We start from the raw sequence: 19,257 nt of genomic DNA on the forward strand, positions 1-19,257 counted from the left end.
CACCATAAAATAACCTTTATAAAGATGCTGATTACCCTAACCATAATCATCAATGAGGGCTGATTAACCTCAAACAAATCTTCAGTCTTTAGCTTTCCCAAAGTCGTAGATAATCTACCATCTGTATTCAGATTCACTGTGGCGATCGCTTTTTAATAGATGATTTGTAAAGACGTTGCACTGCAACATCTCTACAAATAACTGTTTTATATTTCACGCTTTTGCATCCCCTTCGTTGCAGCCTTGAGTTTACCAACCAAAGTTTTCATTGCAGATTCCTGTGGCTGACGTGGCACTGGTTTTTGCTGTCCAAAGCCATCAAACAATTCATTGAGTTTGACGCTGATACCCAAATACGCCCCACCTGCGGAACGTGTCCCGGAAAAATCCCGGTCATCAACTTTACCAAATACATATCCAGCAGAAAGGCGCAGATTAGGCGTGAGGTAATAGCCTGTTTCTACAACAAAGCCTGTTTCGCTGTAGCTAGACTGACTAATTACACGAGCTTCACCCACCAAATCCCAGCTATATCCCAAACGATAGGTAGCGCGTAATTGACCCAGATTAACCATACTTGTACCAGCTAAATCGTTAGCTAAATAAGAAGTACTGTTACGCAAAGCATACTTACCGTAGAATTCCCATTGCCAGTTAGGGGCGTAAATAGTTTCTAAAGCAAAAGTATGGTCTTCGGAACCCGTACCACTACCTAAGAGGATGGTGTCAGGGATAGTTGATGGATTTTTACGATATTCATAACGCAATAAGGCATTAAATTTATCGCTATTAGGGTCACGATAAGCTAGTCCCAACTTCAAAGTAGCTGTATCTCCCAGTCCTGAAAGCTTTTGATTGGATGAACCAGCTTGTTGATAACGTACCAAGGCTGTGAGAGCGGGAGAAATTTTACCCGCAGCACCTGCGGTAATTACTGTATTGCTACCCCCAGAAGAAGAACGATGTTCGTAACGAGCGCTGGCTTGGAACTGCGGATTATCGCTGTATTCTAGCCCCACGCTGTAACTATCGCCACCATCAAATCCGATCGCAGATGCTGATTGACCAAAAGCGAAGGGTTGGGCATATTGTTGACCCGCCGCAGTTCGTCCGAAGAAGTTGCCAAATACGTGTTCATAAGCAACATTTAGCCGCAATCCAGAAGCAATAGTCCAACGGTTATTTAGACCAATTGCTCCTTGGGTAGTCATTTCGTTAGCACCACCCAAAATTGAGTAACGACCAGTCAAGGTGGTATCAGTACCGAGTTTGTGTTCACCGTTGACACTCAAGCTGGTGATGGAATTACCCGAATATTGACCGCCACTATAAAACTGTTGAGCTAGACTGACATTTACACCAGGAATTACTGCCCAATTCAACCCTAAGATAGTCCTATCTGGGTAAACAGTATCTTTTTGGGAAGATAAGCTGAGTTCATTTTGGGCTTGGAAAGTCAGGTTTTTAGCGATGGGAACTGTAAAATGCGATCGCAATTGATCGGAATTACTACTTAAGGCGCTGTCAGGGATGCGGTCTTCCCGACGACGATGAATCCAATCTACATCAATAGTGGCGCTACCCAGGCGTTGTTGAATCCCGGCGGAAATCGTCGTTAGGGAATTATCAACCTTGCTACCAGGTATGGACTCATAACGGGGTGCAAACAGTTCTTCAAAGGTATCTAAGGGTTGGGGAGCAATGCCAAAATTGTCTTCGTGGTCGTACTGCGCCCTAACATTGGTACTTGAGGTCAGTTTAGCTGTAACCTGCGCTCCATAACGGGTTTGTCCTGGGACAAAGCTGATGGTGGCATTATTAGCAAAACCTGTATCGGCAAAGCGATAATAGGCACGACCTTGAATCCCATTAGTAATTTGTCCCTCAGCTTCTAATCGGTACGCTTCACCACGAACCTTTCCCACAACATCAGAATCGTTAGTGGAATGGGCATATTCTGCGATTAACCTACCTTGATTACCCAAAGAAATCAGCGCATCTGCACCGTAGAGTTGAAAGTCACGCACTCCCTGATTTTCTTGGACATAAGTCGCTCCTATCCAACTTTCCTGGTTAAGTTTGCGGGAAAGGTTATATTGCAAACGACCAGCATAGATATTGCTATCAGAATCTTCGCTGTCATATTGATAGCTAACAATAATCCGGCGTACCAATACTTGTCCGGTTTGATCGATATCGGTACGAAGCATGGGTTCGCGGAATAATAAGGTACCGCGATCGTAGTCGATTTCATAGTCTGGGCCGCGGTTAAGCTGTTTCCGTTCTAGTACAGTCCCAGGACGATTGAGTTCTTCTAACTCAATAAAGACATTTTCACTACCAGGTTGTAGTATTCTGCGAGAGAGGAAGTAATAACCGCTAGTGCCATCGGGAGGAATAGTATCACGTTGAAACCCTTCTAAATGGTTGCCATATAAACCTGTAATTTGTAAGTTACCTATGTTGTAATTAGCTTTAAAACCGTGGAGTTGACGGGTGATAGAAGTAAATTGCTGCGATCGCCGCGCAAATTCTTGTGTGTTGTAGTCACCCCACATGGCATAATCAGGGTCGGAGCCAGGGATACCAGTTGAACGCTCAAGACGCAGATATAAGCTGTCAATGGAAGGAGCGACGGCATCAACTGTGGAACTATCGCCATAGACAGGATAATTTTGCTCACTAGATTGGTAAGTTTTAAACAGGCGATTATCACAGTTGCAATCTTCATTGAGGTTACGAGAACTGTTGTATGCGCCTGTAAATAACCATTCTCCGATCGCACCAGTGGCAAATATCGCTGAATGGAAATCTAATTGCGTTCCGTTATCTTTGTCAGGCGGGAGAAAATCACGGAAACTGCCGTAATAATCTGTACCTCTAGCACCCAAACGTAAATCTATTACCCCTGTTACCAAACTCGGACGCAGTGCCGTTTCAAATTGTAATTGGGTAAAGGCTTCTAAATTATTAGCAATGGCGCGAATTGTGACAGTTTCTGCTTTTAGTTGCGATCGCAACGTAGCTATAAATTGCCCCCCTTTTACCTCCACTTGAAATCCGGGTTCATCGGGTTTGAAGTCTTTCTCAACAAACTCGCCAGCAGTCGGTATCAAGGTGATAACAGCATCACGATTAGAGCGATTACCACTTGCATCGATGAGTTGACCCCGGATTGTAGCCGTAGAACGTCCATCTGCTGGGATACGGGACTCAACAGTTTCTAAGGTTAGTTTCTGTGGCGCTCCCCGGACTGCGACTTGCACCGTTATAGGGGGTTCTGTCCCTCCTACTACTTGTGCAGAAATGGTGTTATTACCTTCTTTTAACGAGACACCAACCCATGTCTGCGTTACTAAGTTAGTACTGGCATCGCTTTCTGTTCGTCCAACTAAAGAAGGGTCTACTAATACACCATTAGCCCGTAATTCTACTTGGCTTCCAACAGGGAATTGCACAATCACTGTGGTAGCAGGGACATCCACAATGTTGTTAGCCGTTGGCATCAGGAATTTTATTCCTGTGGAGATCGGGGAAGTAGGAGGAATTTTTTCAGTTGGCTGAACATCTGGAATTGAAGTATCAGTAGAAGTTGAGGTAAGTTCGTCGGAACTTACCAAAATATGGGGAGAATTTGAATCCATACTTTTTTCAAGCACTTTGTCCCGATCTGCTTGAACTTCGATCTGATTTTTCACATCATCTGCAACAGCCAAAGCGAAACCTAACCCCCTAGCCCCCTTCCCTATAAGGGAAGGGGGAGAATTCAAAGCCTCTCCCCTCTTAGGGGAGAGGTTTGGAGAGAGGTTTTCCAGATTCCTTGAAAAGTCAGGATCTTTGACATTTTTGTCTGCTTGCGAAGGCGAATCGGGTAAAAAAAGATTTTCATTTGTAGGTTCTGCCTTAACTATGGCAGGATACAAAACAAGGCTGAGAGCTAGCGGCATCACCCCCATCATCTTCAGATTAAAAATAGTTGCATGGTGCAGTCTGGGTTTCATTTCTTGACTGGCTCCTGGAAGGCGGGGGTAACAGCGAAATTCATGCGTACCAAGCCACCAGGCTCTAAACGCACTAGACGAGATTGGCTATTCCGTTCACGGAATTTTTTGTTAGGAGCTAAGGTGTAACCCGGTACACTACTGAGGTCTAGTACACCCGTATGACTTCCTGGTAAGGCATTGGCTAAGGAGAACAAACCATTAGGATCAGTGGTAATCCGGTTGCCGTCCTCCAGAAAAATCACTGCATTTGGTACTCCAGGCTCACCACGCTGTTGTTCACCGTCAAAGTTTTTATCAACAAACACGCGACCGATAATAGTGCCACAATCAGAAACGATTCCTGGACGAATTTTTAACTGGTGCGTTGCGGGGCCATCCTTGGTGCTAAAACGGTTATCAGTTCGTTGGGCATTCACGATCGCACTATTACGACCATTACCACGCACCGCATCGGCTGTTAGTTGAGCAGCGTAGACAATATTCAGAATTTTCTCTGTGGGAATCGTTACATCTGTGCGGAATGTCACTGTATTACCATTGCGTTCTGAGGTGATAGTCACTGGTTGACCGTCCAACTCTCCCCGCACAGATTTCGGCAAAAACTGGAATCCTAAAGGTAGGTTGTCGGTGACAAATACATTATTCAAACCAGCATCAGCAAGATTTTTTACAGACAGGCGGTAGATTACTGTATCTCCAGGTTCAGCAGCAGCGCGATCGCCTGTTTTGACGAGCTGCAACTGGTTGGCTTGGCACAAATTTGTACTAAATTCAAAGGCTAATAAGTCCAGTCCTACTACTTCTGCATTAGGAACTAAAACAACTGTTTGCTCTACCCTGGTTTCGCCTGTCACACTGATTGGTTGACCATCTAGAGAAGTAGCAACATATCGCACGACATTATTACCTTGTGTGCCAGTGCTACCAAGGATTTCAATCTTGATCCGCCGTTGTTTATAGATAGAATTTGGCGGTGCATTAACTACAAAAATATAGGTTCTACCTGGATCAGTTTGACCCTTACTCGGATCGAGTAAGAAATTATAGACACCCGCAGGATTATTTGTAACGAAATAGGGGTTACTATTCTCGGTATTTGGCGACTTACCGCCAGGAACGTTGTTATTAGGAATATCTGGGAACTCTGTTCGAGTCAAAACAACCAAGCTGCCTAATTCTGTTCCCGTTGGGTCGCTTGCGTTAGGTTCGTATACCCCAACCGAAAAACCTGTATAGTCAGGTAAAATAGTACCAGCGCAACCTAAAATCCGTCCCAATGGGTCAACTAATGGGTTAAGACTAACATTCAGCTGACTAGAGGTTCCTTGATATTTATCATTAGTAGCAGAGTCTGTATAAGTATAAGTAGCTTGATTTATTAATGGCAAAGACGCACCCAGACTGTTAGTCTGTTGCGCGATCGCTGGCATAGATATAGCAGTATGCAAAAAACTTCCCAGAAGAACAGTAGCTGTTAACCGTCGCCACCAGCTACTGCTAGAAGTAATTTGCTTTTGGTTTTGAGGACGGCTCACTGCACACATCTCCTCTGAAATGTCAAGCTTGTTGTTAATAAAAGCACTTATTTATTTGTGGAAATTCAGTTAAGCCAAAACTCTCTTAAAATCTCGTTTCCAGGCGAAACCTGCAAATGCGGTTCATTGCGGCTCTTTTGCGAGTCAGGGACGCGCGTGTCCCTGCGTCCCAATCAGCGCACTTGAGTTTGATAAGTCGCCTTAACTGTTGTCTTGGCTGCAACTGATGGAATCTGCAAACGGATATGGGTATAAGCAATGGCTGGCGCTGGTTTTGTTTCCACTTTGCCGCCAGGAAGAGTAACTTTAACAGTGGGATTTTCGACAAAGCTGCGTCCGCCATCAATGCTGTAAATAACTTTGGTATTGTTGGCGGCAGAAACGGATTTTAGTATGTACACCATTCCTTTGGGAATAGGTTGATTGAGAGTCAGATTTTTAACTGGGCGATCGCTCTTATTTTCGCCACTCAAGGTATATCGCAACACATCTCCAGGTCGCACCACAACTTGACCTTTCAAAGGTTCCCATTTCTGGCTTTGCTTACCTTGTTGATCCTTTACCAGCACTTGCTTTTCTGCTTCTAAGCGCAATTGAACTTGCCCTTGAGTTTTGATATTCTGAGCGACAGCACTTGTAGAATGCCAAATATTAGCCACTCCTGGCACTTGACTGACAAATGGTACTGTAGCAATGAGTGCGATCGCTCCTAAACCTGCAAAAGAAACACGCTTCATATAAATAACCTCAAAAAACTTTCACAATGTCGATTGTTGACTTATCTTTCCCTGTTTTTGCTAAGAAATAGTCACTCCCCCTCTTTGCTTACAAAGAGGGATTGGAATGAGGTCAATTGCTTAAGGCAATAGGGGATTTCCAAGAAATAAATTATCCAATCTTGTGGGGTGGGCAACATGAGCGCCTTCAGTTATTGGGCGGGCAGACACCCACCCCACAATAAATAATTGGATATTTTTTATTTGCAAGTCCCTAGCGCAATCTCTTTTCTACAAGAGACTGCGCTCTAAGCGTAGCTATGCCGCAGGCTTTACGAGTCTGCAAACGTCGGAGTCCCCAATCTCAGCGAATTAGTTCACCTTGCGTTGGAAGATAAATGTTCTTTGAATACCCGGTGCAACCTGTCCAGTCACAGCATTCACATACTTCGTCACATCTGTGTTTGCCGTAGTTCCAGTTTGGTCATTACCAGAGGTAGTGGCTGGATTACCACTGAAGAATTGAATAGTTGATGTCCCAGAATCCTTCGCTGAACTAACAATGTTGCTAGTATCAATTTGACTGTTGCTATCGTTGTCTTTCGCCCAGTTGTTGGGAGTTTGTGTACCATCTTCAGTAATCACAATCTTGTCAGCACTCAGAATTACATTTCCGGTTCCCACTTGAGGACTAGAAATATTTTTGTAACTAATCCGATACTCAATGATGTTTCCTGGGGCTGGTTTTTTGGGTGTAACACTAAATGTGCCATCCGTACTACCTGCTGGCAGCGCTGGCCCAGTTCCTTGTAAGACTCGTGACTCTTTCAGCAATTGTAAGAAGCCAGTGTATACACGGTCAATGCTGATGTTAGTAGCTGTGTCATCAGGTAAACCATTACTATTCGCATCAATAAAAGCGATGATTCGTGTGGGGAAGCCGCGTTCTATAGTAGTTGTGACAGCTGCACCTTGAGCAGTAGTATCAGTTGAGAGTGGCGTACCAGAAGGCAGGTCAACGCTTACACCATAGTTAGCTTTACCACCATTAGCTGGAACTGCATCAATTCGCACTGGATTAGTGGCACTAATTGGGTTCCCCCCGACAGTACCCGCACCACTTCCTGGTACGAATGTAAAGATTGTGCCATTGTAGCTGTAAGCGGCTGATAAACCTTGATAGGATACCGTCACCACTGTACCCGTAGGCAAATCACCTAGATTTGCTGGTGGTGTAGGTACAAGAGAAATATTGGCAGCTGCTATACCAGTATTCTGAACTGTGTTAGTGAAGGATACCGCAGCCGGATCAACACCAGTACCAGGAGCAATATTGGGTGGAATTAATGCTGATTTATTAGTGAAGTCATCATTGTTGTTGGTTGGCCCAACAGCATCAGGCAATCCATTTGGGCCATTAAAAAGAGAGATAGCACTGGGGACTGATAGGATAGTTGCGTTTAAAGCCCCTGTGGTACTATTGGTAGCAGTGTTATTATTTTGTGTGTCAGTCGTCGCACTAGTAATACCAGGGTCTGGTGCAGTAGGAAAGGTGCTATTGGTGGAGTTAAAGTTACCTGGGTTTTGGTCTCCTGAGTTGTCATAGACTTTGATGGTCGCGTTTCCAGCAGTTGTACCGGCCACTTGAGCGATGTTGTTAATGGTTACTGGGCCACTTCCAGTTGCACCAGTAGCCTGAACTTGGATACTAAAACCGTTAACAGTTGTCCCAGTAGCAACTGAAGAAACAACGGTAGTATCGTTAATAAAACCAACCCGTGTAATTAAATTCAAGGCTGGTTGGACAGTTGTCCACGTAGCTGCCTCAGCATTTGTACCAGTAGAAGTGGTGGTGTAAACTACTTTCCAACCCGCCGGAGCAATTGGAACACTCTTAAGGACTGTATTTGCGGGAATCGCATCAGAAACTAAGATGTGGGGGGATGAAGGTTGAAAATCAACGGTGATATTTGTACCAGCCAAAGCTGCGGGGGTAATACCAGTATTAGTAACGTCGTTACTCTCAACCCGTAAGCTCAAACCATAAGTTAGCAAGTCATCAGTTAAAGTACCAGAAGTGCCAGCATTATCATAGGCTGTCTTAGTTTTGAGGATAGTTGCTAACGCCCGACTTTGAGCAGTAGTTCCTACTTTAATCTGCTGGGTAGCGCTGGCTTCTCTCACACCATTGACTGGCGTTCCTGCTGGGTTGTTATTATCTACAGTGTAAACGTCGCCACCATCAGCAATCCGGGGTTGGTTTTGAGCATCACCAGGAGTTTGCCCTAGTCTGACAGTGATAGTATCGCCTGTTTGAGCGCCAGCTTGCACGGTGACTGGTACACGCACCAACACAGTACCATTAACTGGGATTGCGCCTGTAGTTAGTCCACCAGCAGGGATATTTGTCCAGGTTGCACCGCCATCAGTACTGTATTGCAAGTTACCAGATGTGGTACTACCAGGTAATAGACCCGAAACTGTGGCTGGGCCTGTTGTTGTCGCTAAGTTAGGAATCTGGAATTTTGTGAGGTCGTTACCGACGTTGGTTACGGTGTAAGTGTAAATCAGTGTAGTGCCAGGATTAGCAGTACCTGTAATCCCAGAACCTGTAACAGTAATACCAGCCACCTCTGCTACAGTCACGGTGACAGTGTTAGATGTGGAATTTATGGGACTCCCTGGCGCGTTGGGATCTTCGTAGGTTGCTGTCGCGGTGTTACTGATAGATGTACCCGCAGTAGTTCCGTCAGCCAATACAGGTGCAATAAATTGGAAAAAGCTACCAGTTAATAATGCTGTTGCTATTAGAGACTGATAGCACTGGCGCTGCTTGTTGAGAGATTTATTTCGGTTTACCATGAAAGTAGTTTGTTTATTTGCTGAACTTGTATCTTGGGTTTTGAGACAAGATAAAGTTCGGCAATTCCTTAAAGAATTACCGACTAGACTTGCCCAAAACCTAAATGTTTGGGAGGTATCTATCTGAGGAGTTAACTTATTGACACTCCTGAAAAACTAGATTGAGGCAATAAAAATAAATTGCCCGCTTGTTTTACACTTACGGTTGATTATCCAAAGCTAGCGATCGCAAATATGGGTTACTTATTATTGTGTCCTGCTGAATTATCTATGCAAGTAGCAATGTAGCTTTTGCAGCAAAAAAAATCTTCCGTATAAATAAGTAACTTCTCTAGCGATGAATAAGTGCATCAAAGCTGAAAAATTAACTTTATTTTGGCAACACGCATAGCAATTTTAGTGGTTTAATCCAGATCCTAACAACACCAAAACTTATATCTAAAAATACTTTTGAGCCTTTGCTGTCATATATCCATACTACCCTGTAGAGTCATTGTAGATATCAAAATAGCAGGTTAACGAAGTGATTTAGATCACTTGAATTGGATAGCGATTTACTTAAATGCAAATTCATCATATATATAATGCAATTTAATCATATTAGTCCTCAGTGTTAAGACTGAGTACCTGAAGCTCTTATCTAATTTTGCAATAAAGAAAATATAAGTGTAAATACTAAATATAACGATTACGGATATAAAAATTTTACAGAAATCATTTTTTTAAATACTAACAATACCCGACTATTTTTATCGGGTATGTTTGACTGGTATTTTTGCTCGTGTTAGTATCAGGCGACAGCCGACAGACAAACAGGGAAAGCTAGTTTATGACTCAGGCAATCAAAACCCAAACCCAAACTCAAACCAGCACTGCCTACTTTCAAGCCTTAAAGTGTAAAGAATGTGGTGCGGAATATGAACTCAAAGCCACTAATGTTTGTGAGTCATGTTTTGGGCCGTTAGAAGTCAAGTATGACTACAGCGCCCTCCGTCTGACTGTCACTCGTGAAACAATTCAAGCCGGGCCTAATTCAATTTGGCGCTACCGTCCCTTTTTGCCTGTCGCAACTGACAATGTTATAGATGTGGGAACGGGGATGACTCCCTTGGTTCCTTCTCACCGTCTTGCCCGTCGCCTCGGTCTAAATAAGCTTTATATAAAAAATGATGCCGTTAATATGCCTACCCTTAGTTTTAAGGATCGGGTAGTGTCAGTTGCTCTATCAAGGGCGCGGGAGTTGGGTTTCACTACCGTTTCTTGCGCTAGCACAGGGAACTTGGCAAATTCTACAGCTGCGATCGCAGCCCATGCAGGTTTAGACTGTTGTGTGTTCATCCCCGCAGATTTAGAAGCGGGTAAAATTATCGGTAGTTTGATATATAGCCCAACGCTGATGGCTGTCAAAGGCAACTACGATCAAGTAAATCGTCTTTGTTCAGAAGTTGCCAATACATACGGCTGGGGTTTTGTCAATATTAACTTACGCCCTTATTACTCTGAAGGTTCCAAGACGCTAGGTTTTGAAGTTGCAGAACAACTAGGATGGGAACTACCCGATCATGTAGTTGCTCCTTTAGCTTCTGGTTCACTATTTACAAAAATTTATAAGGGTTTCCAAGAATTTATCGAAGTTGGTTTGGTAGAAAACAAGAAAGTCCGTTTCAGTGGCGCTCAAGCTGAAGGTTGTTCACCCATCGCCCAAGCCTTTAAAGAAGGACGCGACTTTATTAAACCAGTGAAACCAAATACAATTGCGAAATCCCTAGCGATCGGCAATCCAGCAGACGGTATTTATGCTGTAGAGTTAGCTCAGAAAACTGGTGGTAACATTGAATCAGTCAATGATGCAGAAATTATTGATGGCATCAAGTTGCTGGCAGAAACCGAAGGCATCTTCACAGAAACGGCTGGTGGTACAACCGTGGCCGTGCTGAAAAAACTGGTAGAAGCTGGCAAAATTGATCCAGATGAAACTACCGTGATTTACATCACCGGCAATGGTCTGAAAACCCAAGAAGCAATCCAAGGCTATGTTGGTGAACCCTTGACTATTGATGCTAAACTAGATAGTTTTGAACGCGCCCTAGAGCGATCGCGTACTCTTGATCGCTTGGAATGGCAACAAGTTCTCGTTTAGTTAGCAGTTAGGAGTTATGAGTTTTTTATTCATGACTCCTAAGTTTTAACTGTATTCCTAACTCTTCACTTTGTACTTTTATGGCTGTAACAGTTTTAGTTCCTACGACTCTTCAGAATTTGACTAATAATCAAGCTACTCTAGAATCCAACGGTAGCACCATTGCTGAATTGTTGGATTCTTTAGAACAAAGCTTTCCTGGTATTAAATCCCGGTTGTGCGATGACGAAGGCAAGCTTCGTCGGTTTGTAAATTTTTACGTCGATAGCGAAGATATCCGCTATTTAGATGGTATTAACACAGCCCTAAAAGATGGCGATGAAGTAAGTATTGTCCCTGCTGTTGCTGGTGGTTAATACAGAAAACACCAATTGAAGAAGAATTCAGCTATTCTGAATGGGCTAAACGCCCCGCTATCGCTAACAGGGGCGGAGCCTTTAATAAAGTAGAAGACTTACTAGACAACCCTTTGAGAGATTACCTCGTTCCCAGTCTCAGAGGATGCTTGAAAAGTCCTTTTCTCGGTAGCAAAACGTTTTAGATCCCCCTAAATCCATGCCACCTGCTCATGGGGGAAACCACGCCAGATGCTCCACTACAGCGCTTCGCGCATCCTGCGGCGGGGGAGACCCCTGTTCCCGCAGTGGCTCCCCGATAAATTGGGGGACTTTAATTGCGGTTCCCCCCTTTTTTAGCAGGACTGTTTCATCCCCTAAAAGGCGCTGACTTAGAAGCGTTTCAAGTACAAAAATCAGGTGACTAAAAAATCTGATTGGATAATAAAATAGCGATCGCACTTAAATTTATTTGTTGAAGTGGTAATTTTTATTTTTCCCACTTCCCCAAATTTCCGCTTAATACTCTTGAGAAAATCACGTTAGAGAAAAGTTTAACGCACCCTAATTTATTACAATTTCAACTTCTCACCCCGAATTGAATAATCTAACAACTCCATCGGGTGAATAACTGAAATCTTCTTACCTTGCAACTGCAAATGTTTAGTAATTTGCAAAGTACACCCCGGATTAGCAGAAGCAATTAACTCAGCCCCAGTATTCAACAAATTCTGCACTTTTTGCTGGCCCAATTCCTCAGCAACTTCCGGTTGCAGCATATTATAAACCCCAGCGCTGCCACAACATAAAGCCGCATCTACTGGTTCTCTCAACTTCACCCCTGGAATTTGCCGCAATACCTGACGCGGTTGCACGCTAATCTTTTGACCATGCAATAAATGACAAGCATCTTGATAAACTAAATTCAAGGGTTTATCAGTCAGTGGCGACAGTTTGGCTGTTAATCCAACAGTTGCCAAAAACTCTTGAGCATCTTTAACTTTAGCTGCAAAATCCTTTGCCTTTTCTCGATATTCGAGGTCATCTTCTAAAATATGACCGTATTCTTTTAAAGTATGACCACAACCAGCAGCATTGATAATTACAAAATCGACATCAGTGTTAGCAAAACTATCAATCATCTGCCTTGCTAAAGCTTTCGCTTGTTCTGTTTGTCCTTGATGTTTGGGAAGCGCTGCACAACAACCTTGAGATTTGGGAATTACAACTTCACAACCATTTGCTGTTAAAACCCGCACCGTTGCTTCATTCACTGGGGAGAAAAACAGCCGTTGCACACAACCCAAAATTACCCCAACTCGATAGCGCTTCTCACCTTTAGCAGGAATGACACTAGGCAGATTATCTTGAAAAGATTTGAGGGTAATTTCTGGCAGAATTGATTCCATTGCTGCCAATCGGGGCGATATTTTATTGAGTAAACCTGTAGCGCGAAAGAATTTAGCAAACCCCAACTTTTGATAAACCAACAACGGAACTAATAAAACTCGTAAAAGATTGGGATAAGGAAACAGAGAAAATATCAGTTTACGAAAAAATTGGTCTGACAAACTGCGGGGATAATTTCGTTCAATTTGGTGACGAGTTGCAGAAATCAATTTGTCATACTGCACACCAGAAGGACAAGTACTCACACAAGCAAGGCATCCCAAACAAGAATCAAAATGTTCTACAGTTGCTGTATTTAAAGCAATCTCACCCTCGTTAATTGCATCCATTAAATAGATACGTCCTCTAGGAGAATCCATTTCCTTGCCAAGCACCCGATAGCTGGGACAAGTCGAGAGACAAAATCCACAATGTACACAACTATCAATTAACTTCGGGTCAGGCGGATGACTCTCATCAAACCCCTTTAAGTTCTTTAAACTAGCCGTATTATTAACAGAATTTTCTGAAACTTGCATAATTAATTCTTCTTTCCTCTTCCTTCGCGTGCTTCGCGCCTTCGCGGTTCGTTAAAACTAAATCCCACCTACAAACCGACCAGGACTTAAAATATTCTTACTATCAAACTGTTCCTTAATACGGCGCATTAGTGGCAAAGCGTTGCCAGTATAACCCCAAACATCTATTTGTTCTTTAACCGCCATTGGTGCTGACAAAATTGTTAAAAAACCTATATTAGCTTGAGTGCGTAGGCGCAGCCCGCCGTAGGCATCGCTTCCAATAGAGCGTAACTCATCCCGCACTTTCAAAACCTGATTTTTATCCTCTAATTGTAACAAACCTAAACCACTACTTATATGAATTAAACCCAATTCCACCTGAGTCAAAATCTCTACAGCAGCAGTAGGTAACACTCCTATCTTGCAGGTAATTACAGATTCTGTGACAGTAGTATGTATTCGTTCTTGCAATCTCTGCCATAGACTAGCCTCATCAACATCTGCAAAAATTGCCCCATTTAAACCTAACTTTTGACCTACTTCCAAAACTCGGTTTGACTGTTCTTTAACACTCTCACTAATACTTTGAAAGCGGGCAATTAATCCCAGTCCTTGACCCAAACCTAAGCTAGACACCAATTTAGTTGATAACAAATCAGCCTGAACTGGTGTTAATGCCGAACCTCGAAGGATATCAGCCGCTTGGGATACAGCCTCGGCACTACCAGTTAGTACCACCGTCCCCGATGCCTCTGATAGCGGATACACACGGAAAGTTAGTTGACTAATAAAGCCTAATGTGCCATAAGACCCAGTAAGCAACTTCATCAAGTCATATCCGGCGACATTTTTAACTACTCTTCCCCCAGCTTTGGCGATTTCTCCATCAGCACGGACAAAGGTAATGCCCAGTAACTGGTCGCGCACACTACCATAACGTTGCCGCAGAGAACCTGTATCACCTGTGGCGACAATACCGCCAATGGTTGCTGATCCTGGGGCTGCGGGGTCAAGAGCGAGAAATTGCCGCGATTTTGCCAAAAGTGCTTGGAGATCCGAGAACTTCATTCCAGCTTCTACTGTGACAGTCAAATCGCCAACAGCGTGTTCAATCAGTTGGTTGATGCGTTTTGTACTAACTACAACATCAACGCCCTTAGCTAAACCACCCCAGCTAAGTTTACTGCCACTACCACAGGGTAAGACGCGCCAGTTGTGACTGTGAGCTTTGGCGATGACTGCGGCTAGTTGTTGTTGAGTGCGGGGATAGACGATACAAGTGGGAGGTTTTCCTGAATCTATAGTCTGTTGGATACGTTTTTGCTGGTCTATTTCGATATTTTCCCAAAGGCAAACAGCATTTTCTTCGCCGATAATAGATGCAAAATCAGTAGCGCACACGCCTTGCGGCTTGTCGTTAGATATCGCTTTCATTGAGTTTATTTCTTTACGCCCTACATCTAATTTACTGGTTAAACTGACCAAAAAAGCGTATTCCTATTTGAAGGAGGCAGAAGGAGTGAAATCAGTAGGGGATTCGACCCCGGATGATTTAGAGCTACGGAACGAGAGTTCAGTGTTCTTGTCTTAAACCCAAGACCTGTCTCCTGCCCTCAGCATAGGGATAATGCCAAAAGGTCACTTGACGATTTGGGAACCAGCCTTAACTTGACAGGGTGGTTTCATACAACCAGAGAAAAACTAAAACTGGGTTTCAAAGCCTCTTGACCTTTCGGGAGAGGAATGGAAGCGGGTTTTATAGTATACTTAACGACTTTTTAAATATCCTCTTAAACCCATACTAAATAAGTCCTAGAGCAGCAACTAATTCAAAGATGCAGGGATACTCAACACTCTTTGCAAACGCTCTGTAAGAAGGCTCAGTTGGTCATAGGTTTGAATGAGGCGTTCGCCCTCAACCTCAACTTCTGTGGACGGATAATTTTGAATAATTTCAATCAATGAAACTTTATTGTCTTTGTTTGCTGATAAAACAAGAGATGAGCGCAAAGCTTGTCTGTTTGCTTGATTTGAAGGTGTATGAATTGACTGACTTATACGGTCTAGTAAAAATTCACCAATCTGGTTATTGAGTGCGCGATCTAACACAACAGGTGTCACATTTACCTCGCGTGTCAAGACATTGCGGACTTCTTGAGGTTCTTTTTTAGCTTGACTCAAGAAGAAATTGAGCCTTTGTGAAACTTCTCCTGTTTCGGCTAAAGATGTTAGTTCACTTACTGGTAAGGCTGCACGAAAGATACCATATTTGAAGACAACCTTTTCAGATGCGATCGCACTGTTACTATAAAATAAAACACTGAAAGTTGCGATTAAAAAGAAAGTACATTTAAGTATAGAAAGTTGATATTTCATTATTGATAAACCTTAACAATAAATTTGTCAGCTTAAATAAGTAAAAGAATATGCTTAAGAAGCTTTAAACACTTTCTTAAGCAAAATAATTTGTGAGTTATTTTTTTATCTTAAAGTATGTTGTCTCATAAACAATCTCCTGTAAGTTGTATTTAAAATACCACCTTTACTCCTTACATATATAACTTATGACTGCCGTAAAAAATAGCCAATAGCGGTTTTATCGCAGTAGTTAAGCTGTATTGACATTTAATTTTAAGGGGATTGCCACAGTACATTCAAGTAAGTACTCCATTAGATGTAATCGAGGATTTATATCTTAGGGTTAGTAAAAGTGAGAATAAGGTAGAGTACTGTTAAGGTATTCATCATTAACTCGTTCAAAATCAACCAAAATAATTTTTACCATGTTTCTTCAAGAAAAGCAGACTGATAAATTAATAGAAATACACGACATAGAGACATTGATTAGCCCTTTAAAACCTACCGTAATGGGTCAATATCAAGTAGGTGAGGAGGAACAAGATCCTGAATCTTTTGAAAAAGAAAACTTAATTTTTCCTTCTGGTGAAAACCTGCCACGCTGTTGGGTAAATAAAGATTAGAGAAATGCCTGATTTATTCAACAAAGCAGTAACTAGCAAGAAAGGCTGGTTATTGCCACCTTTGGCTGCTGGTTTAGCGTATTATACAGTTTTCTCCCTAGCACCCTTGCTTGACAAAAAAACCACAAAAGGAATGGTAGATATCGCCCTTTAACTTCTCCACGGCAAGATGCGGCTTCCAGAAAGTAGTCATTTTTCCCAACAAATGGAAGGTACTTTCAGCAATATAATTAATAGTTTGCAAGCTTGAGCTATGTAGAGTTTTTAAATAATGTAAATTACCTAATTGAGCGGTGTATTTGTAGAGAAATGAAACAGTTAGTAAAAACGTTATACAGTAAACTTATATATCTATTTCAGCAGGTACGAATAATTAGCATCTTCCGTACTCATAAGGGAAATAATATTGCTGAAAATGAAGAATTCCTGGAAAAACCGACTGCTCAATTAGCAAAGCAAATTCCTCTTAAAGACAGAGTTTACAAAGGTGCTAAAAAGTTACTGGCTAATAACCAACAGTATCCGGCGAAACCTCAACAATTTAAAAAAGCTTCCTTATTTCCTGACAGTAAAACTAGTGTTGCTGCGTTGTCGCTAGTTTTGCATGGAGTTGCTGAAGTCTTATCTCAAAAAATGAATCTGTCATGGGAAGGTCAAGTAAATAGTACTTTCAGCTACCAAAAAGAAGTTGAAAGTGGAAAAGGAAAAATCTTTTACTATGTAACAGATAATCCCGAAACTCCACAACCAGAAACTCTGGCAGAAGAGGCTGCTCTAGTTGTTATAGACCAATTTGATCCAAGGGCTTGTGCAATTCACCTGATTTATTGTGGCTTAGTAGCCAATTTAGATAAACCTTGGGAAGGCAACTTTATCATAGATGGTAAGCAATTACTTGAATACACAGGGTTTGTCAAACGCAGGGACTTATGCAAGCATGAAAAATTAAGTACTTTGTACGACTTGTTACGGCAACCGGCTCAGGTACTAGCCTGTATTGCATGGCCTAAACAAGGCAAAGTAGGAGCTTTTACTGTTGCTGATTTAAAGATTTGGGACATTAGTATAATACGAGATTTTGAAACAGATAAAGCTGGTAATAACAAGCTAGTTGGTTTAAAGGTGATAGGTAAACCAGGGGTATGGACAAAATACTTCCTCAATAAATCTAAATATCACTACCACACTGGAATTGTTACTAAGAAAACCGTACAAAAACTATTTAGTATTGGTAAACAAAATGCTGGCGCGGCTAGAATGCTAGTTTGGCTAACCTTCCAAATCCAATCGGAATTCCAGGATTGTGTAATGGGCAAGACTCTAATGGAGATTGCTTACGGCGCAGACAAAGTTTCAACAGCAGAGCAAGACAGACAGATTAGAAGGCAAATGGCTGATGATTTGGAAACCGATTTGAAAGTTGTCAAAGAAGCCGGATGGCAAGCGGAACTTGAAACTGGCCCAACTTGGTTAACAAGCAGCAAAAGCACTAAAAGACCTATAGGTTACTGGAGTGAAATACTGAATTCTAGATGGCGTTTTCATCTACCAGCAGAAGTACAGGAACGCTTGACCCCAGACTCGAATCAACTAAGCGCAAACAATATCCAGCCTTTATCAGGTAATGTTATCAGAGAAGCTAGAAAAGCAAAAGGCTGGTCTAGGGCATTTTTCGCTACAACGATGGGGAAAAGCGTTTCTTGGGTTGATGCAGTCGAGACGGGTACACGCAAGGTTTCTCAGAAGGACTTTCCTAAGTTGCTCAACACACTGAAACTAGACCTTAACAGGTGTTAATTTTAACTAAACTTTTAGCGTTTGTGTGAGGTAATTTTTATTAGATATTAGTAGGGTGTTTGCCAAGATAAAGTTTAATTGATATAGACAAAACAAGCTTTTTCTCTGTTTTTTGGAGTTATAGAACGCTTTTTTAGCAAGGGTTTCAGCCGTCGCGTGGCAGACAATTATTTCTTTGCCACTTTTACCATCACCATGCGGTTATGACATTATCTTATGAATCGTTACTCGTTAGCAAAACGATGTTTGGCGGAAGCTCTAGGTACAGCTTGGTTGGTTCTGATGGGTGTGGGTACTGCGGTTATCTCTGGTGCAGTCCCTTGGGTTGGAGTGACTGGGGTGGCGATCGCTTTTGGCTTAAGTTTGTTGACTGCTGCCTATACTTTTGGTTCTATCAGTGGATGTCACATCAACCCCGCAGTTACGATTGGTTTTTGGGTAGCCAAGCGGCTTTCTTCTAAAGACGTTTTGCCATATATCGGCAGTCAGGTTCTCGGCGGAATTTGGGGGACTACTATCTTGTTTTTGATTTGCCTGGGCAAGCCTGAGTTTACAACAGCCAACTTTGGTTCTAATGGGGTGGGAATTAACTCCCCTGGTAACTATAGCTGGTGGGCTTGTGCATTAGCCGAATTTACCGTTACCTGTGGCTTTGTGCTGCTGATCTTGAGCGTAACATCTTCACGCGCTCTCAAGGTGTCTGCACCCATTCCCATAGGTTTTGGGCTTACCTTGGCGCATCTGATCCTCATTCCGGTGACAAATGCCAGCGTCAATCCTGTGCGATCGCTAGCCACAGCTATCTTTACTCGCGGTTGGGCATTAGCTGACCTTTGGATTTTCATCGTGTTCCCAATTTTAGGTGGAGTTGTAGCGGGTATGGTCGCCCGATGGCTCCAAGAACCAGACATCTAATCCGAATCACAGGCACATTTTCACTAATTAAAAAATAGCGCTAGCCTAATCACAGGCTGGCG

The 19,257-nt window shown here is 42.6% G+C and carries 13 protein-coding genes; 6 read left to right on the forward strand and 7 right to left on the reverse strand.

Annotated features, from left to right (window positions below):
- Positions 1-206 precede the first annotated feature (206 nt).
- From HWQ36_RS33280 to HWQ36_RS33295, 4 genes are all read right to left on the reverse strand, one after another.
- Entirely contained in the window at positions 207-4,001 is a 3,795-nt protein-coding gene (locus tag HWQ36_RS33280; RefSeq protein WP_292711123.1) for a TonB-dependent receptor, read from the reverse strand.
- Positions 3,998-5,548 carry a hypothetical protein gene (locus HWQ36_RS33285; RefSeq protein ID WP_292711126.1) on the reverse strand — a complete coding sequence of 517 codons (1,551 nt, stop codon included), beginning with the start codon at positions 5,546-5,548 and terminating at the stop codon, positions 3,998-4,000. The genes HWQ36_RS33280 and HWQ36_RS33285 overlap by 4 nt, the downstream gene beginning before the upstream one ends.
- Positions 5,549-5,712: 164 nt before the next feature.
- On the reverse strand, positions 5,713-6,276 hold the full coding sequence (locus HWQ36_RS33290; protein ID WP_292711129.1) for a hypothetical protein: 564 nt from the start codon (positions 6,274-6,276) through the stop codon (positions 5,713-5,715).
- A 351-nt stretch (positions 6,277-6,627) separates the two neighbouring features.
- Positions 6,628-9,117 (reverse strand): hypothetical protein, encoded by a 2,490-nt coding sequence (locus HWQ36_RS33295; protein ID WP_292711132.1) that lies wholly within the window; start codon positions 9,115-9,117, stop codon positions 6,628-6,630.
- An 829-nt stretch (positions 9,118-9,946) separates the two neighbouring features.
- Between HWQ36_RS33295 and thrC the strand changes: the two genes are divergently transcribed.
- Together thrC and HWQ36_RS33305 are read left to right on the forward strand one after the other, a co-directional pair.
- Positions 9,947-11,257 carry a threonine synthase gene (thrC, locus tag HWQ36_RS33300; protein ID WP_292711136.1) on the forward strand — a complete coding sequence of 437 codons (1,311 nt, stop codon included), beginning with the start codon at positions 9,947-9,949 and terminating at the stop codon, positions 11,255-11,257.
- Between the two features lie 80 nt (positions 11,258-11,337).
- The gene (locus HWQ36_RS33305) at positions 11,338-11,613 is read left to right on the forward strand and encodes a ubiquitin-like small modifier protein 1 (RefSeq protein WP_114083352.1); all 276 of its coding nucleotides are present in this window, start codon (positions 11,338-11,340) and stop codon (positions 11,611-11,613) included.
- A gap of 551 nt (positions 11,614-12,164) precedes the next feature.
- Here the strand turns inward: HWQ36_RS33305 and HWQ36_RS33310 are convergent.
- The 3 genes from HWQ36_RS33310 to HWQ36_RS33320 form a co-directional block, all read right to left on the reverse strand.
- On the reverse strand, positions 12,165-13,520 hold the full coding sequence (locus HWQ36_RS33310; RefSeq protein WP_292711143.1) for a (Fe-S)-binding protein: 1,356 nt from the start codon (positions 13,518-13,520) through the stop codon (positions 12,165-12,167).
- 57 nt (positions 13,521-13,577) lie between these two features.
- A complete protein-coding gene (locus HWQ36_RS33315; RefSeq protein WP_292711145.1) occupies positions 13,578-14,936 on the reverse strand; it encodes an FAD-binding oxidoreductase in 1,359 nt (452 codons plus the stop codon).
- A 390-nt stretch (positions 14,937-15,326) separates the two neighbouring features.
- Positions 15,327-15,878, reverse strand: a complete 552-nt coding sequence (locus tag HWQ36_RS33320) for an alpha/beta hydrolase (protein WP_292711148.1) — start codon at positions 15,876-15,878, stop codon at positions 15,327-15,329.
- Positions 15,879-16,285: 407 nt separating this feature from the next.
- Between HWQ36_RS33320 and HWQ36_RS33325 the strand changes: the two genes are divergently transcribed.
- The 4 genes from HWQ36_RS33325 to aqpZ all read left to right on the forward strand — a co-directional run bounded on the left by HWQ36_RS33325 (position 16,286) and on the right by aqpZ (position 19,195).
- Positions 16,286-16,483, forward strand: a complete 198-nt coding sequence (locus HWQ36_RS33325) for an acetyltransferase (RefSeq protein WP_292711150.1) — start codon at positions 16,286-16,288, stop codon at positions 16,481-16,483.
- A gap of 4 nt (positions 16,484-16,487) precedes the next feature.
- A complete protein-coding gene (locus tag HWQ36_RS33330) occupies positions 16,488-16,637 on the forward strand; it encodes a hypothetical protein (protein WP_292711152.1) in 150 nt (49 codons plus the stop codon).
- Between the two features lie 155 nt (positions 16,638-16,792).
- Entirely contained in the window at positions 16,793-18,280 is a 1,488-nt protein-coding gene (locus HWQ36_RS33335; protein ID WP_292711154.1) for a helix-turn-helix transcriptional regulator, read from the forward strand.
- Positions 18,281-18,496: 216 nt separating this feature from the next.
- The gene (gene aqpZ / locus HWQ36_RS33340) at positions 18,497-19,195 is read left to right on the forward strand and encodes an aquaporin Z (RefSeq protein ID WP_292711157.1); all 699 of its coding nucleotides are present in this window, start codon (positions 18,497-18,499) and stop codon (positions 19,193-19,195) included.
- Positions 19,196-19,257 lie beyond the last annotated feature (62 nt).

The sequence above is a fragment of the Nostoc sp. NMS2 genome (assembly GCF_017115105.1).
GTDB lineage: Bacteria > Cyanobacteriota > Cyanobacteriia > Cyanobacteriales > Nostocaceae > Nostoc.

What these genes read in the sequence shown, in the direction of transcription:
- HWQ36_RS33280 (WP_292711123.1), bottom strand. Translation starts at nt 4,001, where the DNA reads ATGAAACCCAGACTGCACCATGCAACTATTTTTAATCTGAAGATGATG.
- HWQ36_RS33285 (WP_292711126.1), bottom strand. Translation starts at nt 5,548, where the DNA reads ATGTGTGCAGTGAGCCGTCCTCAAAACCAAAAGCAAATTACTTCTAGC.
- HWQ36_RS33290 (WP_292711129.1), bottom strand. Translation starts at nt 6,276, where the DNA reads ATGAAGCGTGTTTCTTTTGCAGGTTTAGGAGCGATCGCACTCATTGCT.
- HWQ36_RS33295 (WP_292711132.1), bottom strand. Translation starts at nt 9,117, where the DNA reads ATGGTAAACCGAAATAAATCTCTCAACAAGCAGCGCCAGTGCTATCAG.
- thrC (WP_292711136.1), top strand. Translation starts at nt 9,947, where the DNA reads ATGACTCAGGCAATCAAAACCCAAACCCAAACTCAAACCAGCACTGCC.
- HWQ36_RS33305 (WP_114083352.1), top strand. Translation starts at nt 11,338, where the DNA reads ATGGCTGTAACAGTTTTAGTTCCTACGACTCTTCAGAATTTGACTAAT.
- HWQ36_RS33310 (WP_292711143.1), bottom strand. Translation starts at nt 13,520, where the DNA reads ATGCAAGTTTCAGAAAATTCTGTTAATAATACGGCTAGTTTAAAGAAC.
- HWQ36_RS33315 (WP_292711145.1), bottom strand. Translation starts at nt 14,936, where the DNA reads ATGAAAGCGATATCTAACGACAAGCCGCAAGGCGTGTGCGCTACTGAT.
- HWQ36_RS33320 (WP_292711148.1), bottom strand. Translation starts at nt 15,878, where the DNA reads ATGAAATATCAACTTTCTATACTTAAATGTACTTTCTTTTTAATCGCA.
- HWQ36_RS33325 (WP_292711150.1), top strand. Translation starts at nt 16,286, where the DNA reads ATGTTTCTTCAAGAAAAGCAGACTGATAAATTAATAGAAATACACGAC.
- HWQ36_RS33330 (WP_292711152.1), top strand. Translation starts at nt 16,488, where the DNA reads ATGCCTGATTTATTCAACAAAGCAGTAACTAGCAAGAAAGGCTGGTTA.
- HWQ36_RS33335 (WP_292711154.1), top strand. Translation starts at nt 16,793, where the DNA reads ATGAAACAGTTAGTAAAAACGTTATACAGTAAACTTATATATCTATTT.
- aqpZ (WP_292711157.1), top strand. Translation starts at nt 18,497, where the DNA reads ATGAATCGTTACTCGTTAGCAAAACGATGTTTGGCGGAAGCTCTAGGT.